This window comes from Cellulosimicrobium sp. NPDC057862, from assembly GCF_042797035.1.
Taxonomy (GTDB): Bacteria; Actinomycetota; Actinomycetes; order Actinomycetales; family Cellulomonadaceae; genus Cellulosimicrobium.
On sequence record NZ_JBHVMH010000013.1, the window covers coordinates 38,408 to 58,934 of the forward strand.

General features: G+C 73.2%; 18 protein-coding genes and 1 pseudogene. 10 read left to right on the top strand and 9 right to left on the bottom strand.

Translation table 11 applies throughout. The features are described 5' to 3' along the window. Positions 1 to 139 precede the first annotated feature (139 nt). From pstC to pstB, 3 genes are read left to right on the top strand one after another with little or no spacing between them, the layout of a single operon-like run. Positions 140 to 1,162 carry a phosphate ABC transporter permease subunit PstC gene (pstC, locus tag ACFVN3_RS15425; protein ID WP_378233788.1) on the top strand — a complete coding sequence of 341 codons (1,023 nt, stop codon included), beginning with the start codon at positions 140 to 142 and terminating at the stop codon, positions 1,160 to 1,162. Continuing rightward, complete coding sequence (pstA, locus tag ACFVN3_RS15430; RefSeq protein WP_378233789.1) at positions 1,162 to 2,145, top strand: phosphate ABC transporter permease PstA; 984 nt, start codon at positions 1,162 to 1,164, stop codon at positions 2,143 to 2,145. Before pstC ends, pstA begins: the two co-directional genes overlap by 1 nt. Before the next feature lie 14 nt (positions 2,146 to 2,159). Further along, positions 2,160 to 2,939 (top strand): phosphate ABC transporter ATP-binding protein PstB, encoded by a 780-nt coding sequence (gene pstB, locus ACFVN3_RS15435; RefSeq protein ID WP_378233790.1) that lies wholly within the window; start codon positions 2,160 to 2,162, stop codon positions 2,937 to 2,939. 77 nt (positions 2,940 to 3,016) lie between these two features. Here pstB and ACFVN3_RS15440 read toward each other — a convergent pair whose 3' ends face one another. Both ACFVN3_RS15440 and ACFVN3_RS15445 read right to left on the bottom strand, forming a co-directional pair. Further along, positions 3,017 to 3,544: a septum formation family protein gene (locus ACFVN3_RS15440; protein WP_378233791.1), complete on the bottom strand. Its 528-nt coding sequence runs from the start codon at positions 3,542 to 3,544 to the stop codon at positions 3,017 to 3,019. Positions 3,545 to 3,647: 103 nt separating this feature from the next. Beyond that, positions 3,648 to 4,154, bottom strand: a complete 507-nt coding sequence (locus tag ACFVN3_RS15445) for a hypothetical protein (RefSeq protein ID WP_378233793.1) — start codon at positions 4,152 to 4,154, stop codon at positions 3,648 to 3,650. A gap of 313 nt (positions 4,155 to 4,467) precedes the next feature. Between ACFVN3_RS15445 and ACFVN3_RS15450 the strand changes: the two genes are divergently transcribed. The 3 genes from ACFVN3_RS15450 to ispF all read left to right on the top strand — a co-directional run bounded on the left by ACFVN3_RS15450 (position 4,468) and on the right by ispF (position 6,372). Continuing rightward, positions 4,468 to 4,950, top strand: coding sequence for a CarD family transcriptional regulator (locus ACFVN3_RS15450; protein ID WP_031315710.1), 483 nt, complete (start codon positions 4,468 to 4,470; stop codon positions 4,948 to 4,950). A 103-nt stretch (positions 4,951 to 5,053) separates the two neighbouring features. Then, positions 5,054 to 5,836 carry a 2-C-methyl-D-erythritol 4-phosphate cytidylyltransferase gene (locus ACFVN3_RS15455; protein ID WP_378233794.1) on the top strand — a complete coding sequence of 261 codons (783 nt, stop codon included), beginning with the start codon at positions 5,054 to 5,056 and terminating at the stop codon, positions 5,834 to 5,836. After that, the gene (gene ispF / locus ACFVN3_RS15460; protein ID WP_378233795.1) at positions 5,833 to 6,372 is read left to right on the top strand and encodes a 2-C-methyl-D-erythritol 2,4-cyclodiphosphate synthase; all 540 of its coding nucleotides are present in this window, start codon (positions 5,833 to 5,835) and stop codon (positions 6,370 to 6,372) included. The genes ACFVN3_RS15455 and ispF overlap by 4 nt, the downstream gene beginning before the upstream one ends. A 2-nt stretch (positions 6,373 to 6,374) precedes the next feature. Here the strand turns inward: ispF and ACFVN3_RS15465 are convergent, their stop codons facing one another. Continuing rightward, entirely contained in the window at positions 6,375 to 6,905 is a 531-nt protein-coding gene (locus ACFVN3_RS15465) for a hypothetical protein (RefSeq protein WP_378233796.1), read from the bottom strand. A gap of 206 nt (positions 6,906 to 7,111) precedes the next feature. Between ACFVN3_RS15465 and ACFVN3_RS15470 the strand changes: the two genes are divergently transcribed. Beyond that, positions 7,112 to 7,750 (top strand): TetR/AcrR family transcriptional regulator, encoded by a 639-nt coding sequence (locus ACFVN3_RS15470; RefSeq protein WP_087469838.1) that lies wholly within the window; start codon positions 7,112 to 7,114, stop codon positions 7,748 to 7,750. A 31-nt stretch (positions 7,751 to 7,781) separates the two neighbouring features. Here the strand turns inward: ACFVN3_RS15470 and ACFVN3_RS15475 are convergent, their stop codons facing one another. After that, entirely contained in the window at positions 7,782 to 9,203 is a 1,422-nt protein-coding gene (locus ACFVN3_RS15475; protein ID WP_378233797.1) for a D-arabinono-1,4-lactone oxidase, read from the bottom strand. 44 nt (positions 9,204 to 9,247) lie between these two features. Between ACFVN3_RS15475 and ACFVN3_RS15480 the strand changes: the two genes are divergently transcribed. The 3 genes from ACFVN3_RS15480 to rlmB all read left to right on the top strand — a co-directional run bounded on the left by ACFVN3_RS15480 (position 9,248) and on the right by rlmB (position 13,300). Beyond that, positions 9,248 to 10,516: an alanine racemase gene (locus ACFVN3_RS15480; protein ID WP_378233798.1), complete on the top strand. Its 1,269-nt coding sequence runs from the start codon at positions 9,248 to 9,250 to the stop codon at positions 10,514 to 10,516. Positions 10,517 to 10,605: 89 nt separating this feature from the next. Then, on the top strand, positions 10,606 to 12,036 hold the full coding sequence (gene cysS, locus ACFVN3_RS15485) for a cysteine--tRNA ligase (RefSeq protein WP_378233799.1): 1,431 nt from the start codon (positions 10,606 to 10,608) through the stop codon (positions 12,034 to 12,036). 250 nt (positions 12,037 to 12,286) lie between these two features. Continuing rightward, complete coding sequence (gene rlmB / locus ACFVN3_RS15490) at positions 12,287 to 13,300, top strand: 23S rRNA (guanosine(2251)-2'-O)-methyltransferase RlmB (RefSeq protein ID WP_378233800.1); 1,014 nt, start codon at positions 12,287 to 12,289, stop codon at positions 13,298 to 13,300. 126 nt (positions 13,301 to 13,426) lie between these two features. On the opposite strand, the gene ACFVN3_RS15495 is transcribed toward rlmB, so the two are convergent. The 5 genes and pseudogenes from ACFVN3_RS15495 to ACFVN3_RS15515 form a co-directional block, all read right to left on the bottom strand. Then, positions 13,427 to 14,686 (bottom strand): DUF4032 domain-containing protein, encoded by a 1,260-nt coding sequence (locus ACFVN3_RS15495; RefSeq protein WP_378233802.1) that lies wholly within the window; start codon positions 14,684 to 14,686, stop codon positions 13,427 to 13,429. Between the two features lie 158 nt (positions 14,687 to 14,844). After that, the gene (locus tag ACFVN3_RS15500) at positions 14,845 to 16,515 is read right to left on the bottom strand and encodes a discoidin domain-containing protein (protein ID WP_378233803.1); all 1,671 of its coding nucleotides are present in this window, start codon (positions 16,513 to 16,515) and stop codon (positions 14,845 to 14,847) included. Positions 16,516 to 16,733: 218 nt separating this feature from the next. Then, on the bottom strand, positions 16,734 to 17,861 hold the full coding sequence (locus ACFVN3_RS15505) for an ABC transporter ATP-binding protein (protein ID WP_378233804.1): 1,128 nt from the start codon (positions 17,859 to 17,861) through the stop codon (positions 16,734 to 16,736). A 250-nt stretch (positions 17,862 to 18,111) separates the two neighbouring features. Next, positions 18,112 to 18,867: a trehalose-phosphatase gene (gene otsB, locus ACFVN3_RS15510; RefSeq protein ID WP_378233805.1), complete on the bottom strand. Its 756-nt coding sequence runs from the start codon at positions 18,865 to 18,867 to the stop codon at positions 18,112 to 18,114. Between the two features lie 121 nt (positions 18,868 to 18,988). Next, positions 18,989 to 20,443 (bottom strand): annotated as a pseudogene (locus tag ACFVN3_RS15515) (trehalose-6-phosphate synthase); the annotation flags it as partial. Between the last annotated feature and the right edge of the window lie 84 nt (positions 20,444 to 20,527).

A 20,527-nucleotide genomic window follows, 5' to 3' on the forward strand; every position in this document is an offset into this window, starting at 1 on the left:
CACATCCGCGGGGGGCGCGGCGGGCTCACCCCCTCGGACCGGGGGGGGGGGGGGGCCTCGGGCCCCCCCCGCCCCTGATCCGCGACATCGTCCGCGACCCAGACCTCACGCAGCAGGACCGCATGCACCGGGAGCACGAGTGACCACCACAGCCCCACCCACGACGCCGGGCCCCGCGCCGGGCGGCCCGTCCGGCGCCTCGCGCCCGGGCGCCCCGCGCCGTCGTGCGCGGAACACCGACCGCGGCGTGAACCGTGCGTTCCGCTGGACGGCGACCGGCGCCGGGGGGCTCATCCTCGCCGTCCTCGCCGCGGTCGCGATCTTCCTCGTGATCCGCGCGTGGCCCGCGCTCACCGCGGGTGGGGACGTGCTGTCCGAGGAGGTGTCCTGGTTCCCGGAGGGCGCGTCGCTCGTGTCCTTCGTGGGGCCGCTGATCTTCGGCACGCTCCTCGCGGCAGCGCTCTCGCTCCTGCTCGCGACACCTGTCGCCATGGGGATCGCGCTCTTCATCTCGCACTACGCGCCGCGCCGGCTCGCGTCGACCCTCGGGTACGTCGTCGACCTGCTCGCGGCGATCCCCAGCGTCGTCTACGGCTTGTGGGGCTCGCTCGTGCTCCCGCCGATCGTCGTCCCGGTGTGGTCGTGGCTCGCCGACACGTTCGGCTGGTTCCCGCTCTTCGCCGGCCCGGCCTCGCCGACCGGCCGCGTCCTGCTCACCGTCGCGCTCGTGCTCGCCGTGATGATCCTGCCGATCATCACCGCCGTGAGCCGCGAGGTGTTCCTCCAGACGCCGAAGCTCCACGAGGAGGCGGCGCTCGCGCTCGGCGCGACGCGCTGGGAGATGATCCGCACGGCGGTCATCCCGTTCGGCCGCTCGGGCGTCATCTCGGCCGCGATGCTCGGCCTCGGTCGCGCGCTCGGCGAGACGATGGCCGTGCTGATGATCCTCTCGCCCGGGCTCCTCTACTCGTTCAAGATCCTGCAGGCCGGGCAGCAGCAGACGATCGCCGCGAACATCGCGGCCGACTTCCCCGAGGCCAACCCGCTCGGAGTGAGCGCGCTCATCGCGACCGGCCTCGCGCTGTTCCTCATCACCCTGCTCGTCAACATGGGCGCCCGCGCGATCGTCGCGCGGCGCAAGGACTTCTCGGGAGCCAACTGATGAGCGCCCTCAGCACCAGCCCCGCGCGCGGGGCCTCCGCCCCCGACCCGGAGCGCACCGCGTCCGTCCGGGCGCTCCTGCGCGGCGCGGACGCCCGCCGCCGCCGCAAGGACCGCACGATGACGGTCCTCATGTGGAGCGCGTTCGGTCTCGCGATGGTTCCGCTCGTGTCCGTGGCGTGGACCGTCGTCGTGCACGGCATGGAGCGGTTCGACGTCTACTTCCTCACGCACTCCATGCGCGGCGTGTTCGGCGGCATGGACGCGGGCGGCATCTACCACGCGATCCTCGGCACGCTGCTCATCACGCTGGGCGCCGCGGTGATCTCGGTCCCGATCGGCCTGCTCGCCGCGATCTACCTCGTCGAGTACGGGCGCGGGCCCCTGGCCCGTGCGGTGACGTTCTTCGTCGACGTCATGACGGGCATCCCGTCGATCGTCGCCGGCCTCTTCGCGTACGCGCTCTTCGCGGTGATCTTCGGGCCGGGGGTGCGCATGGGCATCGTCGGCTCGGTGGCGCTGTCCGTCCTCATGATCCCGGTCGTCGTCCGCTCGTGCGAGGAGATGCTCCGCCTCGTGCCCAACGAGCTGCGCGAGGCGGCCTACGCGCTCGGCGTGCCCAAGTGGCTCACCGTGGTGCGGGTCGTGCTGCGCACGTCGATCGCGGGCATCACGACGGGCGTCATGCTCGCGGTCGCGCGCGTGATCGGCGAGACCGCGCCGCTCCTCATCACCGTCGGCGTCGTCGACTCCATCAACGGCAACCTCTTCGAGGGCCGCATGATGACGCTGCCCGTGTACGTGTACCGGCAGTACAGCCAGGGCCTGGTGCCCTGCAGCAACGTCACCGACGTCGTGTGCATCCCCGACATCAACTACGACCGGGCCTGGGCGGCCGCCCTGACGCTGATCCTCATCGTCATGCTGCTCAACCTCGTCGGGCGACTCGTCACCCGCTGGTTCGCCCCCAAGACCCTCCGCTAGAACAGGACACTCCGATGGCACAGCGCATCGACGTCAAGGACCTCAACATCTACTACGGCGACTTCCTCGCCGTGCAGGACGTCGGCATGACGATCGACCCCAAGTCCGTGACGGCCTTCATCGGCCCGTCCGGCTGCGGCAAGTCGACGTTCCTGCGGACCCTCAACCGCATGCACGAGGTCATCCCCGGCGCGCGCGTCGAGGGGACGGTCGCGATGGAGGGCGTCGACCTCTACGGGGACGACGTCGACCCGGTCGCCGTCCGTCGTCAGGTCGGCATGGTCTTCCAGCGGCCCAACCCGTTCCCGACGATGTCCATCAAGGAGAACGTCCTCGCCGGGGTGAAGCTCAACAACAAGCGGATCTCGAAGTCCGCGGCGGAGGAGCTCGTCGAGACCTCGCTGCGCGGCGCGAACCTGTGGAACGAGGTGAAGGACCGCCTCGACCGCCCGGGCTCGGGCCTCTCCGGCGGGCAGCAGCAGCGGCTGTGCATCGCGCGCGCCATCGCGGTCAAGCCGCAGGTGCTCCTCATGGACGAGCCCTGCTCGGCGCTCGACCCGATCTCCACGCTCGCGATCGAGGACCTCATCGCGGAGCTGAAGGACGAGTACACGATCGTCATCGTCACGCACAACATGCAGCAGGCCGCGCGCGTGAGCGACCGCACGGCGTTCTTCAACATCGCGGGCACCGGCAAGCCCGGGCGCCTCATCGAGATGGACGACACCGCGACGATGTTCTCCTCGCCCAGCCAGCAGGCCACGGAGGACTACATCTCCGGCCGCTTCGGATGACCTGAGCCCCTCCAGGCGACGGCGCCCCTTCCCGCACGCGGGGGAGGGGCGCCGTCGTCTGGAGGGTGCACTGGTCGTCAGGACGCGGATCCCTGGAGCGAACCCGTCACGTCGGTGCCGTTGGTGTCGATGACGCACTGGACGACCCGGTCGTCGCGGGTGTTCCACCCGTCCTTCACCGGCGTGAAGTACCAGTACACGTGGGCCGACTCCTCGTACGGCAGACCGACGAACGGTTCGAACTCCCCGGCGCAGAACTCCTCGGCGCTCGCCGTGACGGCCTCGTCGCCGGGATAGTCACCCTCAGGGAGCTCGGTCTCGGCGTAGATCTCGAGGTCGTGCGGCTCGGAGCAGGGGACGACGGGGACCGAGTCGATCTCCGTGGCCTGGTCGAGGCGCGAGGAGACGAGGCAGTCTCCGACCTGGATCGAGAACACGTCGGCGTCCGACGACTCGGTCACCTCACCGCTGGGTTCGTCGCGCTGGGCCTCGGAGGGTCCGGAGATCTCGTCGAGGACCGAGCCGCACCCCGACGCGGTCACGGCGAGTGCGACGGCGCTCACGACGAGGAGCTCCGGTCGGCGGGTCGTGCGGGCGGCGTTCATGGAAGCACCTCCACGGATGGTGCCCTGTCGGCGGTCAGGGCGGGATACCGCCGAGGCTAGCGCCGACCGTCGAGGTGCTCCAGGCTTTTGCGGACCTGCGGCGTCACGGCAGCAGGTGCGCGTACTCCTCGAGGGTGCCGTCGAGGACGGGCAGGGACATGGTCTGCTCCTCGCCCGAGGTCACGCTGACCGTCACGGGCAGCACGCCGCCGGGCGCCGCGTCGACGCGGCCGATCTGCGCGTCGAACCCGTCCTCGGTGCCGAGGTAGACGGTCTCGCCGGCGGCGACGGGGATGGTCACGGGGTCGCCGCCCTCGGGCGTCACGTCGAACTCCACGTCCTCGGTCGAGTCGTTCGCGAAGGCTCCGACGAGCGCGCCGGCATCGCCCTCGGCCGCGCTCACGACGAGGAGGTTGAGGCCGCGCAGGTCGTCGGTGAGGTTGACGCGCAGGCCGTCCGACGGCGAGTAGGGGCGGTTCGTCTCGATGGGGGAGCAGGCGGCGGCGACGGCCACGCTCGCGACCACGAGAGGGACGGCCCAGTAGCGCGCGCGGCCGGTCGCTCGGGACGCCGCACGGGTCGCTGCTCGGGGGGTCGGGATGCGGGTCACGTGCACTCCAGGGCTGCGAGAGGGGGGACTGGATTCCGCGCCCAGCCTAGTGCGTCGGGCGAGGCGGGGCGGCCGGAACCGGCGCTGCGGGGCGTGGGCGTGAGCGGTGTCACGCGGCGTCGCGCGGGCGTCGGGAGCGCCCGGCGGCCGCCGACGGGGCCCTGTGGCCCTCCCCGCGAGGTTCGTGAGGCGCGCTGACACGGCGCTGACCTGGGAAAACGTCGTCCGGCGGGGCTTGTCAAGTGGCGCAGGGGCTCGGATTTCCGCCCTTCCGCGTGGTAAGGTGGACCACCGCGAAAGGGGACATCTGCAGATGACGTTCACAGTAGGCGAGACCGTTGTCTACCCGCACCACGGAGCCGCACTGATCGAGGAGATCAAGACGCGCACCATCCGCGGAGAGGACAAGATCTACCTCAAGCTCAAGGTCGCGCAGGGCGACCTGACCATCGAAGTCCCAGCCGAGAACGTCGACCTCGTCGGCGTGCGTGACGTCGTCGGCCAGGAGGGTCTCGACCGCGTTTTCGAGGTGCTTCGTGCACCCTACACCGAGGAGCCGACCAACTGGTCGCGTCGGTACAAGGCGAACCTCGAGAAGCTGGCGTCGGGCGACGTGATCAAGGTCGCGGAGGTCGTGCGCGACCTGTCGCGCCGGGACGCCGACCGTGGCCTGTCGGCGGGGGAGAAGCGCATGCTCTCCAAGGCGCGCCAGATCCTCGTCTCGGAGCTCGCGCTGGCCGAGCACACCGAGGAGGACAAGGCCGAGGCGATCCTCGACGAGGTGCTGGCCTCCTGACGCCCCGGGCGCACGCCCGCGACGATCAGCACGCAGACACCGGGGAGGGTGCCGTCCGCACGGACGGCGCCCTCCCCGTCGTCGTGCCCGGTAGCGTGTGCCCGTGCCGACTCTTGCCGTCCTCACCGCCGCGGGCTCCGGGACCCGTCTGGGGCTCGACCTGCCCAAGGCCCTCGTCGAGCTCGACGGCCTGCCGCTCGTCGTGCAGGCTGCGCGGCGGCTGTGCGCGTCCGGCGCGGTCGACGCGATCGTCGTCACGGCACCGCCCGGCCTGCGGGAGCACGTCGCGACGGTGCTCCGGGACGATCCCGGCGTGAACCGTCCCGTGCGCGTCGTCGAGGGCGCAGGGACGCGCCAGGCCTCCGTCGCCGCGGGACTGCGCGCGGGACTGGTCGAGGGGCCGGACGCAGGGCTGGTCCCAGAGCGGGTCTCGGGGCTGGTCCCAGGGCCGGTCGACGTCGTGCTCGTCCACGACGCGGCGCGGCCGCTCGCGCCGCCCGCCCTCGTCCGCCGCGTCGTCGAGGCCGTGCGTGCGGGCCACGCCGCGGTGGTGCCGGGGCTGCCGGTCACGGACACGATCAAGCGCGTGACGCCCGCGCGGGCCGACGACCCGTCGCGCGCGGAGCCGGTGGCCGAGACCGTGGACCGGGCGGCGCTGCGCGCCGTGCAGACCCCGCAGGGCTTCGACCGGGCGCTCCTCGTCCGGGCGCACGAGGCCGCGGCCCACCGCGCCGACGACGAGCGGTCCGCCGCGACCGACGACGCCGGCCTCGTCGAGGCGCTCGGGCTCCCCGTCCACGTCGTGCCCGGCGACGCCGCGGCGGCCAAGATCACCACTGCCCACGACCTGCGCGCCGCCGCGCTGACCCTCCGGGAGGAACGATGACGAGCCCCGCCGAGGGCGCGCCGCCGCGCGCCGCCGTGCCCCCGTTGCCGCGCACCGGCGTCGGCGTCGACGTGCACGCGTACGCCCCCGAGGGCGAGGCGCGGGAGCTGTGGCTCGGCGGGCTGCTCTGGCCGGGCGAGCGTGGTCTCGCCGGGCACTCGGACGCGGACGTCGCGGCGCACGCCGCCGCGGACGCGCTGTTCTCGGCGACGGGGCTCGGGGACCTGGGATCGAACTTCGGCACGAGCGCACCCGAGTGGGCCGGGGCCAGCGGGTCGCGGCTGCTCGCCGAGGCGGCGCGCCGGGTGCGTGCGGCAGGCTTCGAGATCGGGAACGTGGCCGTCCAGGTCATCGGTAACCGTCCGCGCCTCGGGACCCGCCGGGCGGAGGCCGAGGCGGCCCTCGGGGCCGCCGCAGGGGCCCCGGTGACGCTCACGGCCACGACGACCGACGGGCTGGGCCTCACGGGCCGTGGAGAGGGCGTCGCGGCCGTCGCGACGGCGCTCGTCGTCGCGGTCGGGACGCCCTCCGCGTGACCTCAGCCCGCGGGGGCGATCTGCACGCTCTCGAGGATCGTGCGCGTCTGCGCCGCGTCGTCGGCGTCGCCGTCGGCGTACGAGGCCGTGAGGTCGACGACCCAGTCGTCCGGCGCGTCGCCCGTCCGGACCGCCAGGATCTCCTGCACGACGACCGCCCCGGCCGTCTCGTACGTTCCCGCGACCCGGAAGGCGGGGAGCTCGCCGAGTGTGGTCGTGCCCTGGCCGTCGGCGTCCAGGATCCAACCGGGGATCGCGTCGACGGACGTGGCGGTCCTCGCGCCGACCTGCTCGAGCGTGGACGCGGACTGCGTGCCCGTCACGACGACGTTCGCCCGGAAGTCCTCGGACCCCGACCCGCTCGGCGCGCGCAGGACGAACGCCCCGTCGCGGGTGACGCGCTCCCAGCCCGGGGGAGCGGTGACCCGGACGGGGACCTCGGGGACGTCGTACGTGACCGGCGCGTCGCCGGCCCCGGTGTCCGCGGGACCGCCACAGCCCGCGAGGGCGAGCGCCGCGGTCGCGAGGGTCACGAGGGTCCAGGAGGTGCGAGGGTGGCGCGGTCGGGGCACGGTCGTCCTTCGTCGGGGGCACGGGGCATGACGGGCTCAGCGGGCTCGGCTCGCCATTCTCGCCTCCCGGCGTCCCGGGTGCCAGGCCCACGAGCAGACACTACGATCGCTGGGAGCGCATCGATGTGTTTGACTTTCCCAAGAACGACACATGGGATGAATCGCACATGAACCGAATGTCCGTCGAAGAACGCCGGGCCCAGCTCGTCGACGCAGCGATGACCATCGCCGTCCGCGAGGGCGTCGAGGCCGTCACGATCCGTGGCGTCGCGGCCGAGGCCGGCGTGTCGCTCGGCGTCGTGCACTACTGCTTCGAGGACAAGGACGAGCTCCTCCAGGCGATGGGCAACAGCCTCGCCCTGGTCGCGTCCGAGCCGGTGCGCGCCGCCCTCGACGTCGACGGCGACGTCGTGGAGCTCGCCCACGCGGCGGCTGACGGGCTCTGGAGCGGGCTGACCCCGCGCCGGCACATGCGCCTCCTCACGTTCGAGTTCGCGACGGCGGGCGTGCGCAGCCGCGCGCTGCGGTCCGTCGCGCACACGCACCTGGAGCAGACGTGGGCGATGACCCGCGGCTTCCTCGAGAACGTCGCCGAGCGCGGCAACGTCACGTACTCGATGGACATGGGCTTCCTGTCGCGCATCGTCGCCGGGTACATCGACGGCATCGAGATCGCGTGGCTCGTCGAGCAGGACGACGAGACCGCGGTCCGCAGCTTCCACGCGCTCGCCGAGTACGTGCTGTCGCTCATGGTCCGCCCCGACGGCTCGCCCGTGCGCGAGCACGGCCCGGAGCCCGTCTCCTGACCGACGCGCGCGCGGACCGGACCGGTGTCGGTCAGCCGCGCGCGGCCGCTCCCGGCGCACGCCCGAGCACCCGGTCCGTGTACGCGTTCGCGAACACCCCGTCGGGGTCCGCCGCGTCGCGGACCGCCACGGCGTCGTCGAACCGGGGGTAGAGCTCGCGGAACCGGTCGGCACCGAGCCCGTGCAGCTTGCCCCAGTGGGGACGCCCGCCGACCTCGGCGACGATGCGCTCGACGGCGTCGAAGTACCGGTCGTGCGGCAGGCGCGCGTACTGGTGCACCGCGACGTACGCGGTCTCGCGTCCGTGCGCGGTGGAGAGCCAGACGTCGTCGGGTGCCGCGAACCGGACCTCGACCGGGAAGGGCACGTGCTCGCCGGACCGGTTCAGCCAGTCGTCGATGCTCGCGAGGACGTCCACCAGGCGCTCGCGCGGCACGGCGTACTCCATCTCGCGGAACCGGACGCGGCGCGACGTGACGAAGACCTGGTGCGACGGCGCGACGTACGTCCGCGGCGCGAGCGCCCGTGCCGAGACGGCGTTGAGCCGCGGCGTGACGCGCGGGACCGCCGTGGCGAGCCGGTTGACGAGCTCGAACGCGCCGTTGGACAGCAGCTCCTCGTCGACCCACGTGCGCGCCCGCGCGACCGGCCCGGGCCCGGTGGTCCGCAGGCGCTCGAGCTCCGCCGCCTCCTCGTCGGGAGCGAGCCGGTTGTTGCGCTTGGTCAGCGCGCGGCGCGTGTGGGGGAACCAGTAGAACTCGAAGTGGTCGTTGCCCCCGACGAGCCCGTCCGGGTCGTCCGGCGTGCCGAGACCCTCGAGCACGCGGTCCAGCGGCCACGGCTCCTCCTGCGCGCGGAGCAGGAACGCGGGGACGACCTCGAGCGTGACGGCGGACAGGACGCCCGTGACGCCGAGCCCGAGGCGGCTCACCTCGAACAGGTCACGGTCCTGCGTCGCCGACGCCTCCCGCGCCTCGCCGTCGGGGCCGACGACGCGCACGCCGCGCACCTGCGTGGCGAGCCCGCCGAGGCGCGCGCCGGTCCCGTGCGTGCCCGTCGAGATCGCGCCAGCGATCGACTGCCGGTCGATGTCGCCGAGGTTGCGCATCGCGAGGCCCGCGGCGGCGAGCGCCTCGTTGAGCCGGTGCAGGCGGATGCCCGCCCCGACGGTCACGAGGATCGCGTCGGCGTCGGCCTCACCCGGTGCGCCCGTGCCGCGCGTGATGCGCTCGACGAGGCCGATGCGGTCAAGGTCGAGCAGGAGCCCATCAGTGACGGCCGCGGGGGTGAACGAGTGGCCCGCGCCGACGGCGCGCACCGCCGTCCCGTCCGCGGCGGCACGGGCGACGAGCTCGCCCAGCTCCGCCTCGTCGCGCGGGGAGGCCCGACGGCGCGGGGTCGCGGAGGCCGTGCGGGCCCAGTTGGTCCAGGAGAGGGCGTCGTCGCTGCTCACAGGTCGTACTGTCTCACGCTCCCCGGGTGGCGTACGTTCTCCCCATGACGAGCGACGCGGCACCCGGGACGACGGTGGGGACGGCCGACCGGGCCGCCGACGAGCGCGGCGCGACGCCGTCGCTGCTGGCCCGGCTGACCCGTGCGACCGCGGACCTCGACGGGCCGCTCGCCGTCGTCGACCTCGACCGGTTCGACGCCAACGCCGACGAGCTCCTAGCACGCGCGGGCGGGGTGCCCGTGCGCGTCGCGTCGAAGTCGGTCCGCGTCCGGTCGCTCGTGACCCGGGCAGGGGAGCGCGGCTTCCAGGGCGTCATGGCCTTCTCGGTGCGCGAGGCGCTGTGGCTCGTCGAGACGGGCGCCCGCGACGTCCTCGTGGGCTACCCGTCCGTGGACCGCGGCGCGCTCGCCGCGCTCGCGCGGCACGAGGCCGGGCGGCGCGAGATCACGCTCATGGTCGACGACGCCGCGCACCTCGAGCTCGTCCGGCACGCGCTCGCGGAGGCCGGCACCGGCGACGAGCCGCCCGTGCGCGTGTGCCTCGACGTCGACGCGTCGCTGCGCGTCGGCCTCGGGCTCGTCACGGTCCACCTGGGCACGCGGCGCTCGCCCCTGCACGACCCCCCGGACGTCGCGTCGCTCGCGGCGCGCGTGGTCTCGACGCCCGGCCTCGCGCTGCGCGGCCTCATGTTCTACGAGGCCCAGGTCGCCGGGATGCCCGACTCGAGCCTCGCCGTCCGCGCGGTCAAGCGGCTCTCGGTGCTCGAGCTGGGCGAGCGCCGCGGCGAGGTCGTCGCGGCGGTGCGCGACGTCGTCGGGCACGACCTCGAGCTCGTGAACTCGGGCGGCACGGGCTCGCTCGAGACGTCGTCGGCGGACGACGTGGTCACGGAGGTGACCGCGGGGTCGGGGCTGTACGTCCCCGGGCTCTTCGACGAGTACCGGTCCTTCCGCCCGCGGCCGTCCGCGTTCTTCGGGCTCGACGTGGTGCGCGTGCCCGCCCCGGGGTGGGCGACGGCGTTCGGCGGCGGGTACGTCGCGTCCGGCCCGGCGTCGCGCAGCCGCCTGCCGCGCGTCGCGACGCCCGGCTGGTCGCTCACGGGCCGCGAGGGCGCGGGCGAGGTCCAGACGCCGCTGCACCGGGCCCGGGGCGCCGTGGGCGCTCCCGACCTCGCCGTGGGCGACCGCGTCTGGTTCCGCCACGGCAAGGCGGGCGAGGCGATGGAGCGGTTCGACCAGGTGCACCTCGTGCGGGGCGACGAGGTCGTCGACGTGGTCCCGACGTACCGCGGCGAGGGCAAGAGCTTCGGCTGACGCGGTCGGCCCGGGCGGCGCCGAGACCTCGGTCGGGCGGGCGCGTCCCGCTTCGGTCACGACGGCGCCTCCCCGGTACCCTTGCGGACGTGACTCTTCGCCTGTTCGACACCGCCACGCGGGACGTGCGCGACTTCGTGCCCCTGACTCCGGGCGAGGTCGGCATCTACCTGTGTGGCGCGACCGTCCAGGCGGCCCCCCACATCGGCCACATGCGCTCCGCCGTCGCGTTCGACGTGCTCGTGCGCTGGCTGCGGCGCGGCGGGTCGCGCGTGACGCTCATCCGCAACGTCACCGACATCGACGACAAGATCCTCGTGAAGTCCGCCGACGCCGGCGAGCCGTGGTGGGCCTGGGCCGCGACGTATGAGCGCGCGTTCACCGCCGCGTACGACGCGCTCGGTGTCCTGCCGCCCACGTACGAGCCGCGCGCGACCGGGCACGTGCCGGACATGGTCGAGCTCATGGAGCGGCTCGTGGAGCGTGGGCACGCGTACACGACCGGCCCCGGCGACGTGTGGTTCGACGTGCGGTCCTGGTCCGAGTACGGCTCGCTGACCAACCAGCGCCTCGAGGACCTCAACCCCGTGCCCGACGACGTCCCCGCGGACGCGGAGGAGGCCGCCGCCAAGCGCGACCCGCGCGACTTCGCGCTGTGGAAGGCGCCCAAGGAGGGCGAGCCGGAGACCGCGTCGTGGCCCACGCCGTTCGGCCGCGGCCGTCCCGGCTGGCACCTCGAGTGCTCCGCGATGGCGCGCCGGTACCTCGGCGACACGTTCGACATCCACGGCGGCGGGCTCGACCTGCGCTTCCCGCACCACGAGAACGAGCAGGCGCAGTCCCGCGCCGCGGGCTACGGGTTCGCGCAGCACTGGCTGCACAGCGCGTGGGTCACGCAGGGCGGCGCCAAGATGAGCAAGTCGCTCGGCAACGGTCTGCTCGTGCGCGAGGTCCTCGCGACCACCAGCCCGGCCGTGCTGCGCTACGCCCTCGGGTCCGTGCAGTACCGCTCGATGCTCGAGTGGACGCCCGCGACGGTCACCGAGGCCGAGGCCACGTGGGAGCGGCTCGCCGGGTTCGTCGAGCGCGCCACCGAGCGCGTGGGCGACGTCGGCGACGTGACCGAGGCCGAGCTGCCGACGGCGTTCACCGCGGCGATGGACGACGACCTCAACGTCCCGGCGGCCCTCGCCGTCGTGCACGAGCACCTGCGCGCGGGCAACGCGGCGCTCGCGGACCGCACGACCGCCGCCGACGCCGTCGCGCGGCACCACCTCGTCGCGGTCCGGGCCATGCTCGACGTCCTCGGGCTCGACCCGGGCGACGCGCAGTGGGCCGACCGCGGGGACTCGCGGTACGCGTCGGTGCTCGACGCTGTCGTGGGCGCGGAGCTCGCGGCCCGCGCCGGGGCCCGCGCGGCGCGCGACTTCGCGGCCGCCGACGCGATCCGCGACCGCCTCGCCGCGGCGGGCGTCGCGGTCGAGGACTCGGCCGACGGCGCGCGCTGGACCCTCGCCTGACGACCTCTCCGCGAGGTAGAGCTCTGGTACCGCGAGGTAGAGGCCTGGTACCGCGAGGTAGAGGCGTGGTCGCGACCATGTCTCTACCTCGGTGGACCACGGCTCTACCTCGGCTCGGTGTCTGAGGGACACTGGACTCGGTAGCGCACCTGCGCCCGCTCGCACGAACCGACCGACCTGACCGACCGGACCGGTGCCGATCCACCTGACCGACACCGACCGACCTGACCACGACACGACGGGTACACCCATGGCTGGCAACTCACAACGACGCGGCGCGACCCGCAAGCCCGGAAGCAAGAAGGGCGCGACCGTCGGCTCCGGCGGGCAGCGGCGCAAGGGCCTCGAGGGCCGCGGGCCGACCCCGAAGGCCGAGGACCGCGTCTATCACGCGGCGCACAAGCGCAAGGTCGCGGACGAGAAGCGCGCCACGACGCCGACCGGGCGCGGGAGCGCCACGCGGGGCGGCCCCGCCAAGGGCGGCGCCTCGCGCGGTGGCGGCCCGAAGGGCCGCGGCTCGGTGCAGGAGGTCGTGGCGGGCCGCAACTCCGTGCTCGAGGCGCTGCGGGCACGAATCCCCGTCGAGGTCGTCTACCTCGCGTCGCGCCTCGACGCCGACGACCGCACGCGCGAGATCGTCGACATCGTCGCGGGCCGCGGCTACGACCTCCTCGAGGTCGGCAAGCCGGAGCTCGACCGCCTCACCGACGGTGCCGTGCACCAGGGCGTCGCGATCAAGGTGCCGCCGTACGAGTACGCCGACGTCGACGACCTGCTCGACGCGGCCGAGGCGACGGGTCGTCCGCCGCTGATCGTCGCGCTCGACGGTGTGACGGACCCCCGCAACCTGGGCGCGGTGCTGCGCTCGGCGGGCGCGTTCGGGGCGCACGGCGTGCTCGTCCCCGAGCGGCGCGCCGCGGGCGTCACGGCCTCCGCCTGGAAGGTCTCGGCCGGCGCCGCCGCCCGGGTGCCCGTCGCGCGCGCGACCAACCTGGTCCGCGCTCTCGGCGAGCTCAAGAAGGCGGGCTGCTTCGTCGTCGGGCTCGACGCCGGCGGCGACACCGCGATCGGCGACCTCCAGCTCGCGACCGAGCCGCTCGTCGTCGTCGCCGGGTCCGAGGGCAAGGGTCTCTCGCGCCTCGTGCGCGAGGCGTGCGACGTCGTCGCGTCCATCCCCATCGGGTCGGACACCGAGTCGCTCAACGCCGCCGTCGCGACGGGCATCTCGCTCTACGAGGTCGCGCGCCTGCGCCGCGAGGCCTGAGGCCCTTCGACCTGTCGGCGCCCCGCCGGTCCCCGGACCCGTGGGGCGCTGACACGTCTCCCCGCGAGCGACGTGCCATCGGCGCGGGAGTTCCCAGGTCCGTCGGGCGCCGACAGCGTCCGGGTGCTAGCCGTAGTACTCGGGGTCCTTCTCGCCCGGAGCGAGGCCGAGGATCGCCTTCTCGTCCGGGCGGTGGCGCAGCACGTTCTCGACGTACGACTGCGTCGCCTCCGCCATGGGGACGTCGCGGCCCGCGCGCTCGGAGATGAACCAGCGGTGGTCGAGGATCTCGTGGAAGAGCTGCGCCGGCTCGAGCTTGCGGCGCAGGTTGCGGGGCACGGCCTGGATCGTGGGCTCGAACACGCCGCTCAGCCAGTCGTGCGCGACGAACTCCTCGTCGTCGTTCTGGCGCTCGGCCGCCGCCCGGAACGAGTCGAGGTCGTTGAGCAGGCGGCGGGCCTGGTTCTCCTGCACGTCGAGCCCCGTGAGGCGCAGCAGGCGCCGCGAGTGGTGCCCGGCGTCGACGACCTTGGGCTGGATCTGGACGGTCGTGCCGTCGATGTCGGTCGTGATCGCGAGCTCGTCCACGTCGAACCCGAGGTTGTTGAGGTGCTCGATGCGCGCGGCGACGCGCCACCGCTCGTTCGCGTCGAACGACTCCGACGTGGTCAGCGCCTCCCACAGCTCCTCGTAGCGCGCCACGAGCGCGTCGCCGATCGCGACCTCGTCCACGTCCTCGTCGAGCAACTCGCCCGCGGAGAGGTCCATGAGCTCGCCGATGATGTTGGTGCGCGCGAGGTCGACGTCGTACGAGCGCTGGCCGGGGGAGAGCTCGCGGTGCAGGTCGCCCGTCTCCGCGTCCACGAGGAACGCCGCGAAGGTCTCGGCATCGCGCCGGAACAGGGTGTTCGACAGCGACACGTCGCCCCAGTAGAACCCGACGAGGTGCAGGCGCACGAGCAGCACGGCGAGCGCGTCGATGAGGCGGGTCGCCGTGTCCGGGCGCAGCGCCTGGCTGAACAGCGCGCGGTAGGGGAGCGAGAACTGGAGGTGCTCCGTGATGAGCACCGCCTCCAGCCGCTCGCCGTCCGCGTCCTGGCGCCCGGTGATGACCCCCACCGGGACGACGCTCGGCACCTCGAGCCGACGGAGCTGGCGGAGCAGCTCGTACTCGCGGTACGCGACCGTCTCGCCGATCTCCTTGATGGCGATGACGCGCCCCGAGAGGCGGACGAACCGCACGATGTGCCGGGAGATACCGCGCGGCAGCGCCGCGAGGGTCTCGGCCGGCCACTCCTCGAGCGGGATGTCCCAGGGCAGGTCGAGGAGAGCCGGGTCGGGGGCCGACGCGGTGATCTGCAGGTTGTGCACCGTCACGGGGTCCATTGTCCACGGTCTCCGTCGGGCGGCCGACGCGGGTGCGTCGTCGTCCCTCGGCACGACGACGGCGCCCGCCGACCTCGGGTCGAGGCGGGCGGGCGCCGGGTCCGTGCTCGGGCGGCCCCGGGTGCGGGCCCGTGGGGCCTATGCACCCGGGGGAGCCGTCAGGCGCAGTCGAGCGCGTCGTGCTCGACGTCGAACGTCGAGGTGACGTCCTCACCGTCGATCGTCGCGGTGCCCGTGACGGTCACCGACCCGCTCTCGACCGAGGCCGAGCGCACCGCGAACGACTGGTAGGCGTTCGTGCCCGGGGCGACGTCGGCGAACTCGCGGGTGCCGTAGGCCGTCGCGAGGGTCACGTCGACCGGCGAGCTCTCGCCGTTCGCCGCGCGGACCGCGAGGTACGCCTGGCCGGCGAGGCACCGCGCCTGCACCGTGACGTCGAGGTCGAGCTGCCCGCTCGGCGTGCCGTAGACCTCGAGCTCGTAGAGCGAGAAGCCCCACTGCGTCGCGCGCTCCGTGAGGTAGAGGCGCACGTACCGGCCCGTGGCCGCGACGTCCAGCTCGTCGTAGCCGCCGTCACCGTCGGCGACGGTGTGCACGGTGGTCCAGGTCTCGCCGTCCGGCGAGGTCTGGATCTCATAGCCCGACCCGTATGCGGTCTCCCAGTCGATCACGACCTTGCTGAGGTCGTAGCTCGCGCCGAGGTCCACCGCGATCCACTCCGGGTCGTTCCACGCGCTGCTCCAGCGGGTGCCGGCGTTGCCGTCGACCGCCATCTCGGGCTCGTGACCGGCCTCGTCGATGCTGGAGGCCGTCACCGGGCGGCCCAGGGCGAGCGACTCCTCGTCCTCGCCGCCGCCCCCGCCGTCGGACTCGAAGCAGCGGAGGTAGCGGTAGGACTCCGCGGTGGTCTCGAACGACGGCGCCCAGTCCCACTCGTAGGTGTAGTACTGCACGTACGGCTCGGCCGCGGCGATGATCGCCGGGAGGTCCAGGTCGCCCCGGCCGAGGGCGACCTGCCGCATGTCGCCCGGCGCGTTGACGTTCACGGCGTCCTTGACGTGGAGCAGCTCGATGCGGTCCCCGTGCTCCTCGATCCACGCGGGGACGTCGAGGCCGGCGTCGGCGGCCCACCCGACGTCGAGCTGGAACGTGACGTAGCGCGGGTCGGTGTTCTCCTCGATGACCTCCCAGGCGCTGACCATCTCGCCCGTCACCGGGTCGGGGTACCGCGTGGTGAACTCGCTCTGGTGGTTGTGCAGCACGATCTTGTTCGCGCCGTTCTCGTGCGCGTACTGGCCGAGCTGGTTGACGTAGGCCGCGGTCGCGACCGCCTCGGCGTAGGTGCCGTAGCCACCGCCCATCCCGCCGGTCCCGATGTAGTCCTGACCCAGCGCGACGGCGTACGCGACGGTCTGGGGCCACGAGCCCCAGTCCGTGCTGCCATGGCTGGACGACACCGCGAGGCCGTGCTTGTCGAGGATCGCCTGGTACTCGTCGACGGGCATCGAGTAGGGCTGGTTGTACGGCTCCACGTTGGTGAACCCCGCGTTGGCCACCTCCCCGAGCACGCGGTCGATCGTCTCGGCGGACGGGGTCCCCGAGCCCCCGAGCTCACCGACGTGCGTGTAGAGCTGGATGGAGATCTTGGAGTCGGGAAGCCCGTCTTCCGGGCCGCACGTCTCGGCGGCGGCGAGCGTGGTCGGGGGGTTGGCCGCGACGGACGGGGTCGCGACGGCCGGGGCCGCGGCGAGCGTGACCGCGACGAGCGCGCCGCCCGTCAGTGCCGCGCCGAGGCGCCGAGCGCGGGACGAATGGTGCGATATCTGCATGAGGCTCCAATTGACAGCGTTGTCGATTTGGCTGACGAACATGCGACTTCTGATGTCACGTGTGCAAAAGTAGTCTTGTGGTCGGCCATGACCCTGTCAAGGGCGAGCCACGCTGCCCGCTCCCGGCGCGAGACCCCGCGCAGTGCCGTGCCCAGACGACGAAGGGCGGGTCCTCCCGACCGGGAGGACCCGCCCTGCGGCGGTACGGCGTGTCGGTGTCAGCTGCTGATGCGCTGGCCCGACGCGGCGCCGAAGACGTGCGAGTGACCCGGGCGGATCGTCACGTAGATGCGCTCGCCCTTGGCCGGGACGTTGCGCGGGTCGACGCGGACGATGACCTGGTTGTCGCCGGCGCCCGAGTGGACGTCGGCCTGCGTGGCCAGGTCGCCCTTGAGCGTGCCGTAGACGAACGCGTCGGAGCCGAGCTCCTCGACGATGTTCACCTCGACCGGGAACGCGGCCTCGTTCGCCTGCGACACGACGTCGAGCGACTCGGGGCGGAAGCCGATGGTGACCTTGCCGTTGTCCGCCTCGGTGAGCTTCGCGGCCGTCTCGCGCTCGAGCGTGATGCGGGCCGGGCCCACCTCGGCGACGCCGTTCTTGACCACGAAGGTGCCGATGTTCATGGCCGGCGAGCCGATGAAGCCGGCGACGAAGACGTTGGCCGGCGTGTCGTACATCTCGCGCGGCGTGCCGACCTGCTGGAGCAGGCCGTCCTTGAGGACCGCGATGCGGTCACCCATGGTGAGGGCCTCGGTCTGGTCGTGCGTGACGTAGACCGTCGTGACGCCGAGGCGGCGCTGGAGCGACGCGATCTGCGTACGGGTCTGGACGCGGAGCTTGGCGTCGAGGTTCGACAGCGGCTCGTCCATGAGGAACACCTGCGGCTGGCGCACGATCGCGCGGCCCATGGCGACACGCTGGCGCTGACCACCGGAGAGCGCCTTCGGCTTGCGGTCGAGGTACTCGGTGAGGTCGAGGATCTTCGCGGCCTCCTCGACGCGCTGGCGGATCTCCGCCTTCGGCGTGCCGGCGATCTTCAGCGCGAAGCCCATGTTGTCCGCGACGGACATGTGCGGGTACAGCGCGTAGTTCTGGAACACCATCGCGATGTCGCGGTCCTTCGGCTGGACGTCCGTGACGTCGCGGTCGCCGATGTAGATGTGTCCGCCGTTGACGTCCTCGAGGCCCGCGAGCATGCGGAGCGAGGTCGACTTGCCACAGCCCGAGGGGCCGACGAGGACGAGGAACTCGCCGTCCTCGATGTGCAGGTTGAGCTGGTCCACGGCGGGGCGCTCGGTCCCGGGGTAGATCCGGCTTGCGTGGTCGTAGGTGACCGTAGCCATGACTGGTACATCCCTCCACCGGCAGGTACGTGCCGGACGATCCGTTGTGCAGTGACGTGCCACGTCGACGTAGCTGTTCGCGATGGCGGACGAGCGTGTCTTCGACGACACAGAAGAAGTCGGACCCCCTCTGGTGCGAGCAGGGGACCCGACGTCATCGTGGACCCGATACTACTCCGGCTTCTGAGTGGTTCGTCACAGAGCCGGTCACGATCGGGTAGCGGTTTCGTGGCGACCCGTGACGCGCCCGTCAGCCCTCCGGGCGTCCCAGCAGGTCGGCGAGCAGGTCGAGCGCCGCGGCCAGCCCGTCTGCGTCGGGCACCCGTGCGTTCGCCCGGGTCTCGCCGTCCCCGACCTTCACCCCCAGGTCGCCCGGGCCGAGGACGGCGAACGCGGTCTCGTCCGTGGTGTCGTCCCCGGCGTACAGCACGCGCGTCCGCGAGTCCGGGAGCCCCGCGTCGTGCCCGACGACGTCCCGCAGCCGGTCGACCGCCTCGCCCTTGGAGGTCTCGACGACGGCGACCTCCACCACGTCCTTGCCGTGCATCGCGTGCAGCCCGAGCCGCTCGGCCACGGCGTCCGCGACGTCCTCGGCCGCCCGCGTGTCCGTCGGGGAGGCGAGCCGCGTGTGCAGGACGGCCGCGCTCGGCTTGTCCTGGACCCACGCCCCCTCGCGGCCCGCCACGGCGTCCGCGAGCCCCGCGCGCAGCGCCGCGAGGGCGTCGGCCTGGTCCGCGGTCAGCTCGAGCGGGACGGCCTCGAGGCCCGACGGCGTGACGACGCCGGTCTCGGCGCCGTGGCTGCCCACGAGGAAGGTCCCGGCGGGCGGCACGCTGCGCTCGGCGAGGTCCGCGAGGTGGCGCCCCGAGACCAGGGCGAGGCGCGTCGTCGTCCCCGCGAGCACCTTCCCGAGGCGGTCGACCGCGGCCCGCGCCGAGGGCGCCATGCGCGCCGCGTGCGGGTCGTCGACGAGGGGCGCGAGCGTCCCGTCGAAGTCGAGCGCCACGAGCCGGGCGTGCGGGGAGTCGCTGCCGTCCCCCGCGAACGCGCGGACGGCGTCGGCGACGGGCCGGGGCAGGGACGGAGGCAGCGCGTGACCCGTCCTGGCCGACGTCGTCCGGCCGGCGGTGCGGCACGCGCGACGGCATGGCCGTGAGGACGCCGAGGAACGACTCCGACCACTTCGCGACGTCGTCGCTCAGGACCTTGCGGCGCAGGCGGCGCATGCGCTTGCGCTGCTCGCGGTGGTCCATGTGCGCGGCGGCCACGATGATGTCCTTCATCCCGTCGATGTCGTGCGGGTTGACGAGGAGCGCACCGGAGGAGAGCTCGTCGGCGGCGCCCGTGAACTCCGAGAGCACGAGCACGCCCCGGTCGTCGGAACGCGCGGCGACGTACTCCTTGGCGACGAGGTTCATGCCGTCGCGCAGCGCGGTGACGAGCATGACGTCCGCCGCGAGGTACAGCGCGGCCATCTCTTCCGGAGGGTAGGAGTGGTGCAGGTAGTGGATCGCCGCGTGCCCGATCTCGGCGTACTCCCCGTTGATGCGGCCGACGGCGCCCTCCACGTGCTCGCGCAGCTCCTGGTAGGCGTCGACGTTCTCGCGGCTCGGGCTCGCGACCTGGACGAGCGTCGCGTGCTCGACGTCGAGGCGCCCGTCCTGCAGGAGCTCGCCGTATGCCTTGATGCGGTGCCGGATGCCCTTGGTGTAGTCCAGGCGGTCCACGCCGAGCATCATGATGTCCGGGTCGCCCAGGTCGGCGCGGATCTCCCGCGAGCGCTGCTGCACCTCGGGCGAGCGCGCGAGCTCGTCGAAGCGTCGCGAGTCGATCGAGATGGGGAAGGCCGCGGCGCGCACGTGCCGGTCGCGCCCGTCCTCGCCGGGGACCGTGATGATGGGGCCGCGCGTCGTGTGCGCGCGCAGGCGGCGCACGGCGCGGATGAAGTTCGCGGCGTCGCCCGCGCGCTGGAAGCCGACGAGGTCCGCGCCGAGCAGGCCGTCGAGCACCTGCCGGCGCCAGGGGAGCTGCTGGAACAGCTCGAGGGGCGGGAACGGGATGTGGTTGAAGAACCCGATCCGCACGTCCGGTCGCTGGGCACGGATCATCTGCGGCACGAGCTGGAGCTGGTAGTCGTGCACCCACACGACGCCCCCCGGCGAGACCTGCGCGACGGCGGCGTCCGCGAACCGCTGGTTGACGCGTCGGTACGCCTCCCACCACGTGCGGTGGTACGTGGGCGGGGAGATGACGTCGTGGTACAGCGGCCAGAGCGTGTCGTTGGAGAAGCCCTCGTAGTAGCGCTCGATCTCGTCCGCGGAGAGGGTGACGGGCACGAGGCGCATGTCGTCCGCGTCGAACGGCTCGCTCGCGAGGTCGGGGGCGCCGGACCAGCCGACCCACGCGCCGTCGGACGCCTGCATGACGGGCTCGAGCGCCGTGACGAGACCGCCGGGCGAGCGGTTCCACTCGACGTCGCCGCCGGGACCGACCGTGAAGTCCACGGGCAGCCGGTTGGCCACCACGACGAGATCGAATCCGTCTTTGCCTGTCAATGGACTTCTCCTTGAGCTTCGATGGATCGCGCCTGGGCGGCCCAGGGTAGTCGGCCCGTCCGACGCGCGGACGGGCCGTCCGTCCCGAGCCGACCCGCCCACCAGGCCCGC

Bases quoted from the DNA above. Each gene is read 5' to 3' on its own strand.
- ispF (WP_378233795.1), top strand. From the start codon at position 5,833: ATGACGAGCCCCGCCGAGGGCGCGCCGCCGCGCGCCGCCGTGCCCCCG.
- pstB (WP_378233790.1), top strand. From the start codon at position 2,160: ATGGCACAGCGCATCGACGTCAAGGACCTCAACATCTACTACGGCGAC.
- ACFVN3_RS15500 (WP_378233803.1), bottom strand. From the start codon at position 16,515: ATGCAGATATCGCACCATTCGTCCCGCGCTCGGCGCCTCGGCGCGGCA.
- ACFVN3_RS15495 (WP_378233802.1), bottom strand. From the start codon at position 14,686: ATGGACCCCGTGACGGTGCACAACCTGCAGATCACCGCGTCGGCCCCC.
- ACFVN3_RS15505 (WP_378233804.1), bottom strand. From the start codon at position 17,861: ATGGCTACGGTCACCTACGACCACGCAAGCCGGATCTACCCCGGGACC.
- pstA (WP_378233789.1), top strand. From the start codon at position 1,162: ATGAGCGCCCTCAGCACCAGCCCCGCGCGCGGGGCCTCCGCCCCCGAC.
- ACFVN3_RS15480 (WP_378233798.1), top strand. From the start codon at position 9,248: ATGACGAGCGACGCGGCACCCGGGACGACGGTGGGGACGGCCGACCGG.
- rlmB (WP_378233800.1), top strand. From the start codon at position 12,287: ATGGCTGGCAACTCACAACGACGCGGCGCGACCCGCAAGCCCGGAAGC.
- ACFVN3_RS15450 (WP_031315710.1), top strand. From the start codon at position 4,468: ATGACGTTCACAGTAGGCGAGACCGTTGTCTACCCGCACCACGGAGCC.
- ACFVN3_RS15440 (WP_378233791.1), bottom strand. From the start codon at position 3,544: ATGAACGCCGCCCGCACGACCCGCCGACCGGAGCTCCTCGTCGTGAGC.
- ACFVN3_RS15470 (WP_087469838.1), top strand. From the start codon at position 7,112: ATGAACCGAATGTCCGTCGAAGAACGCCGGGCCCAGCTCGTCGACGCA.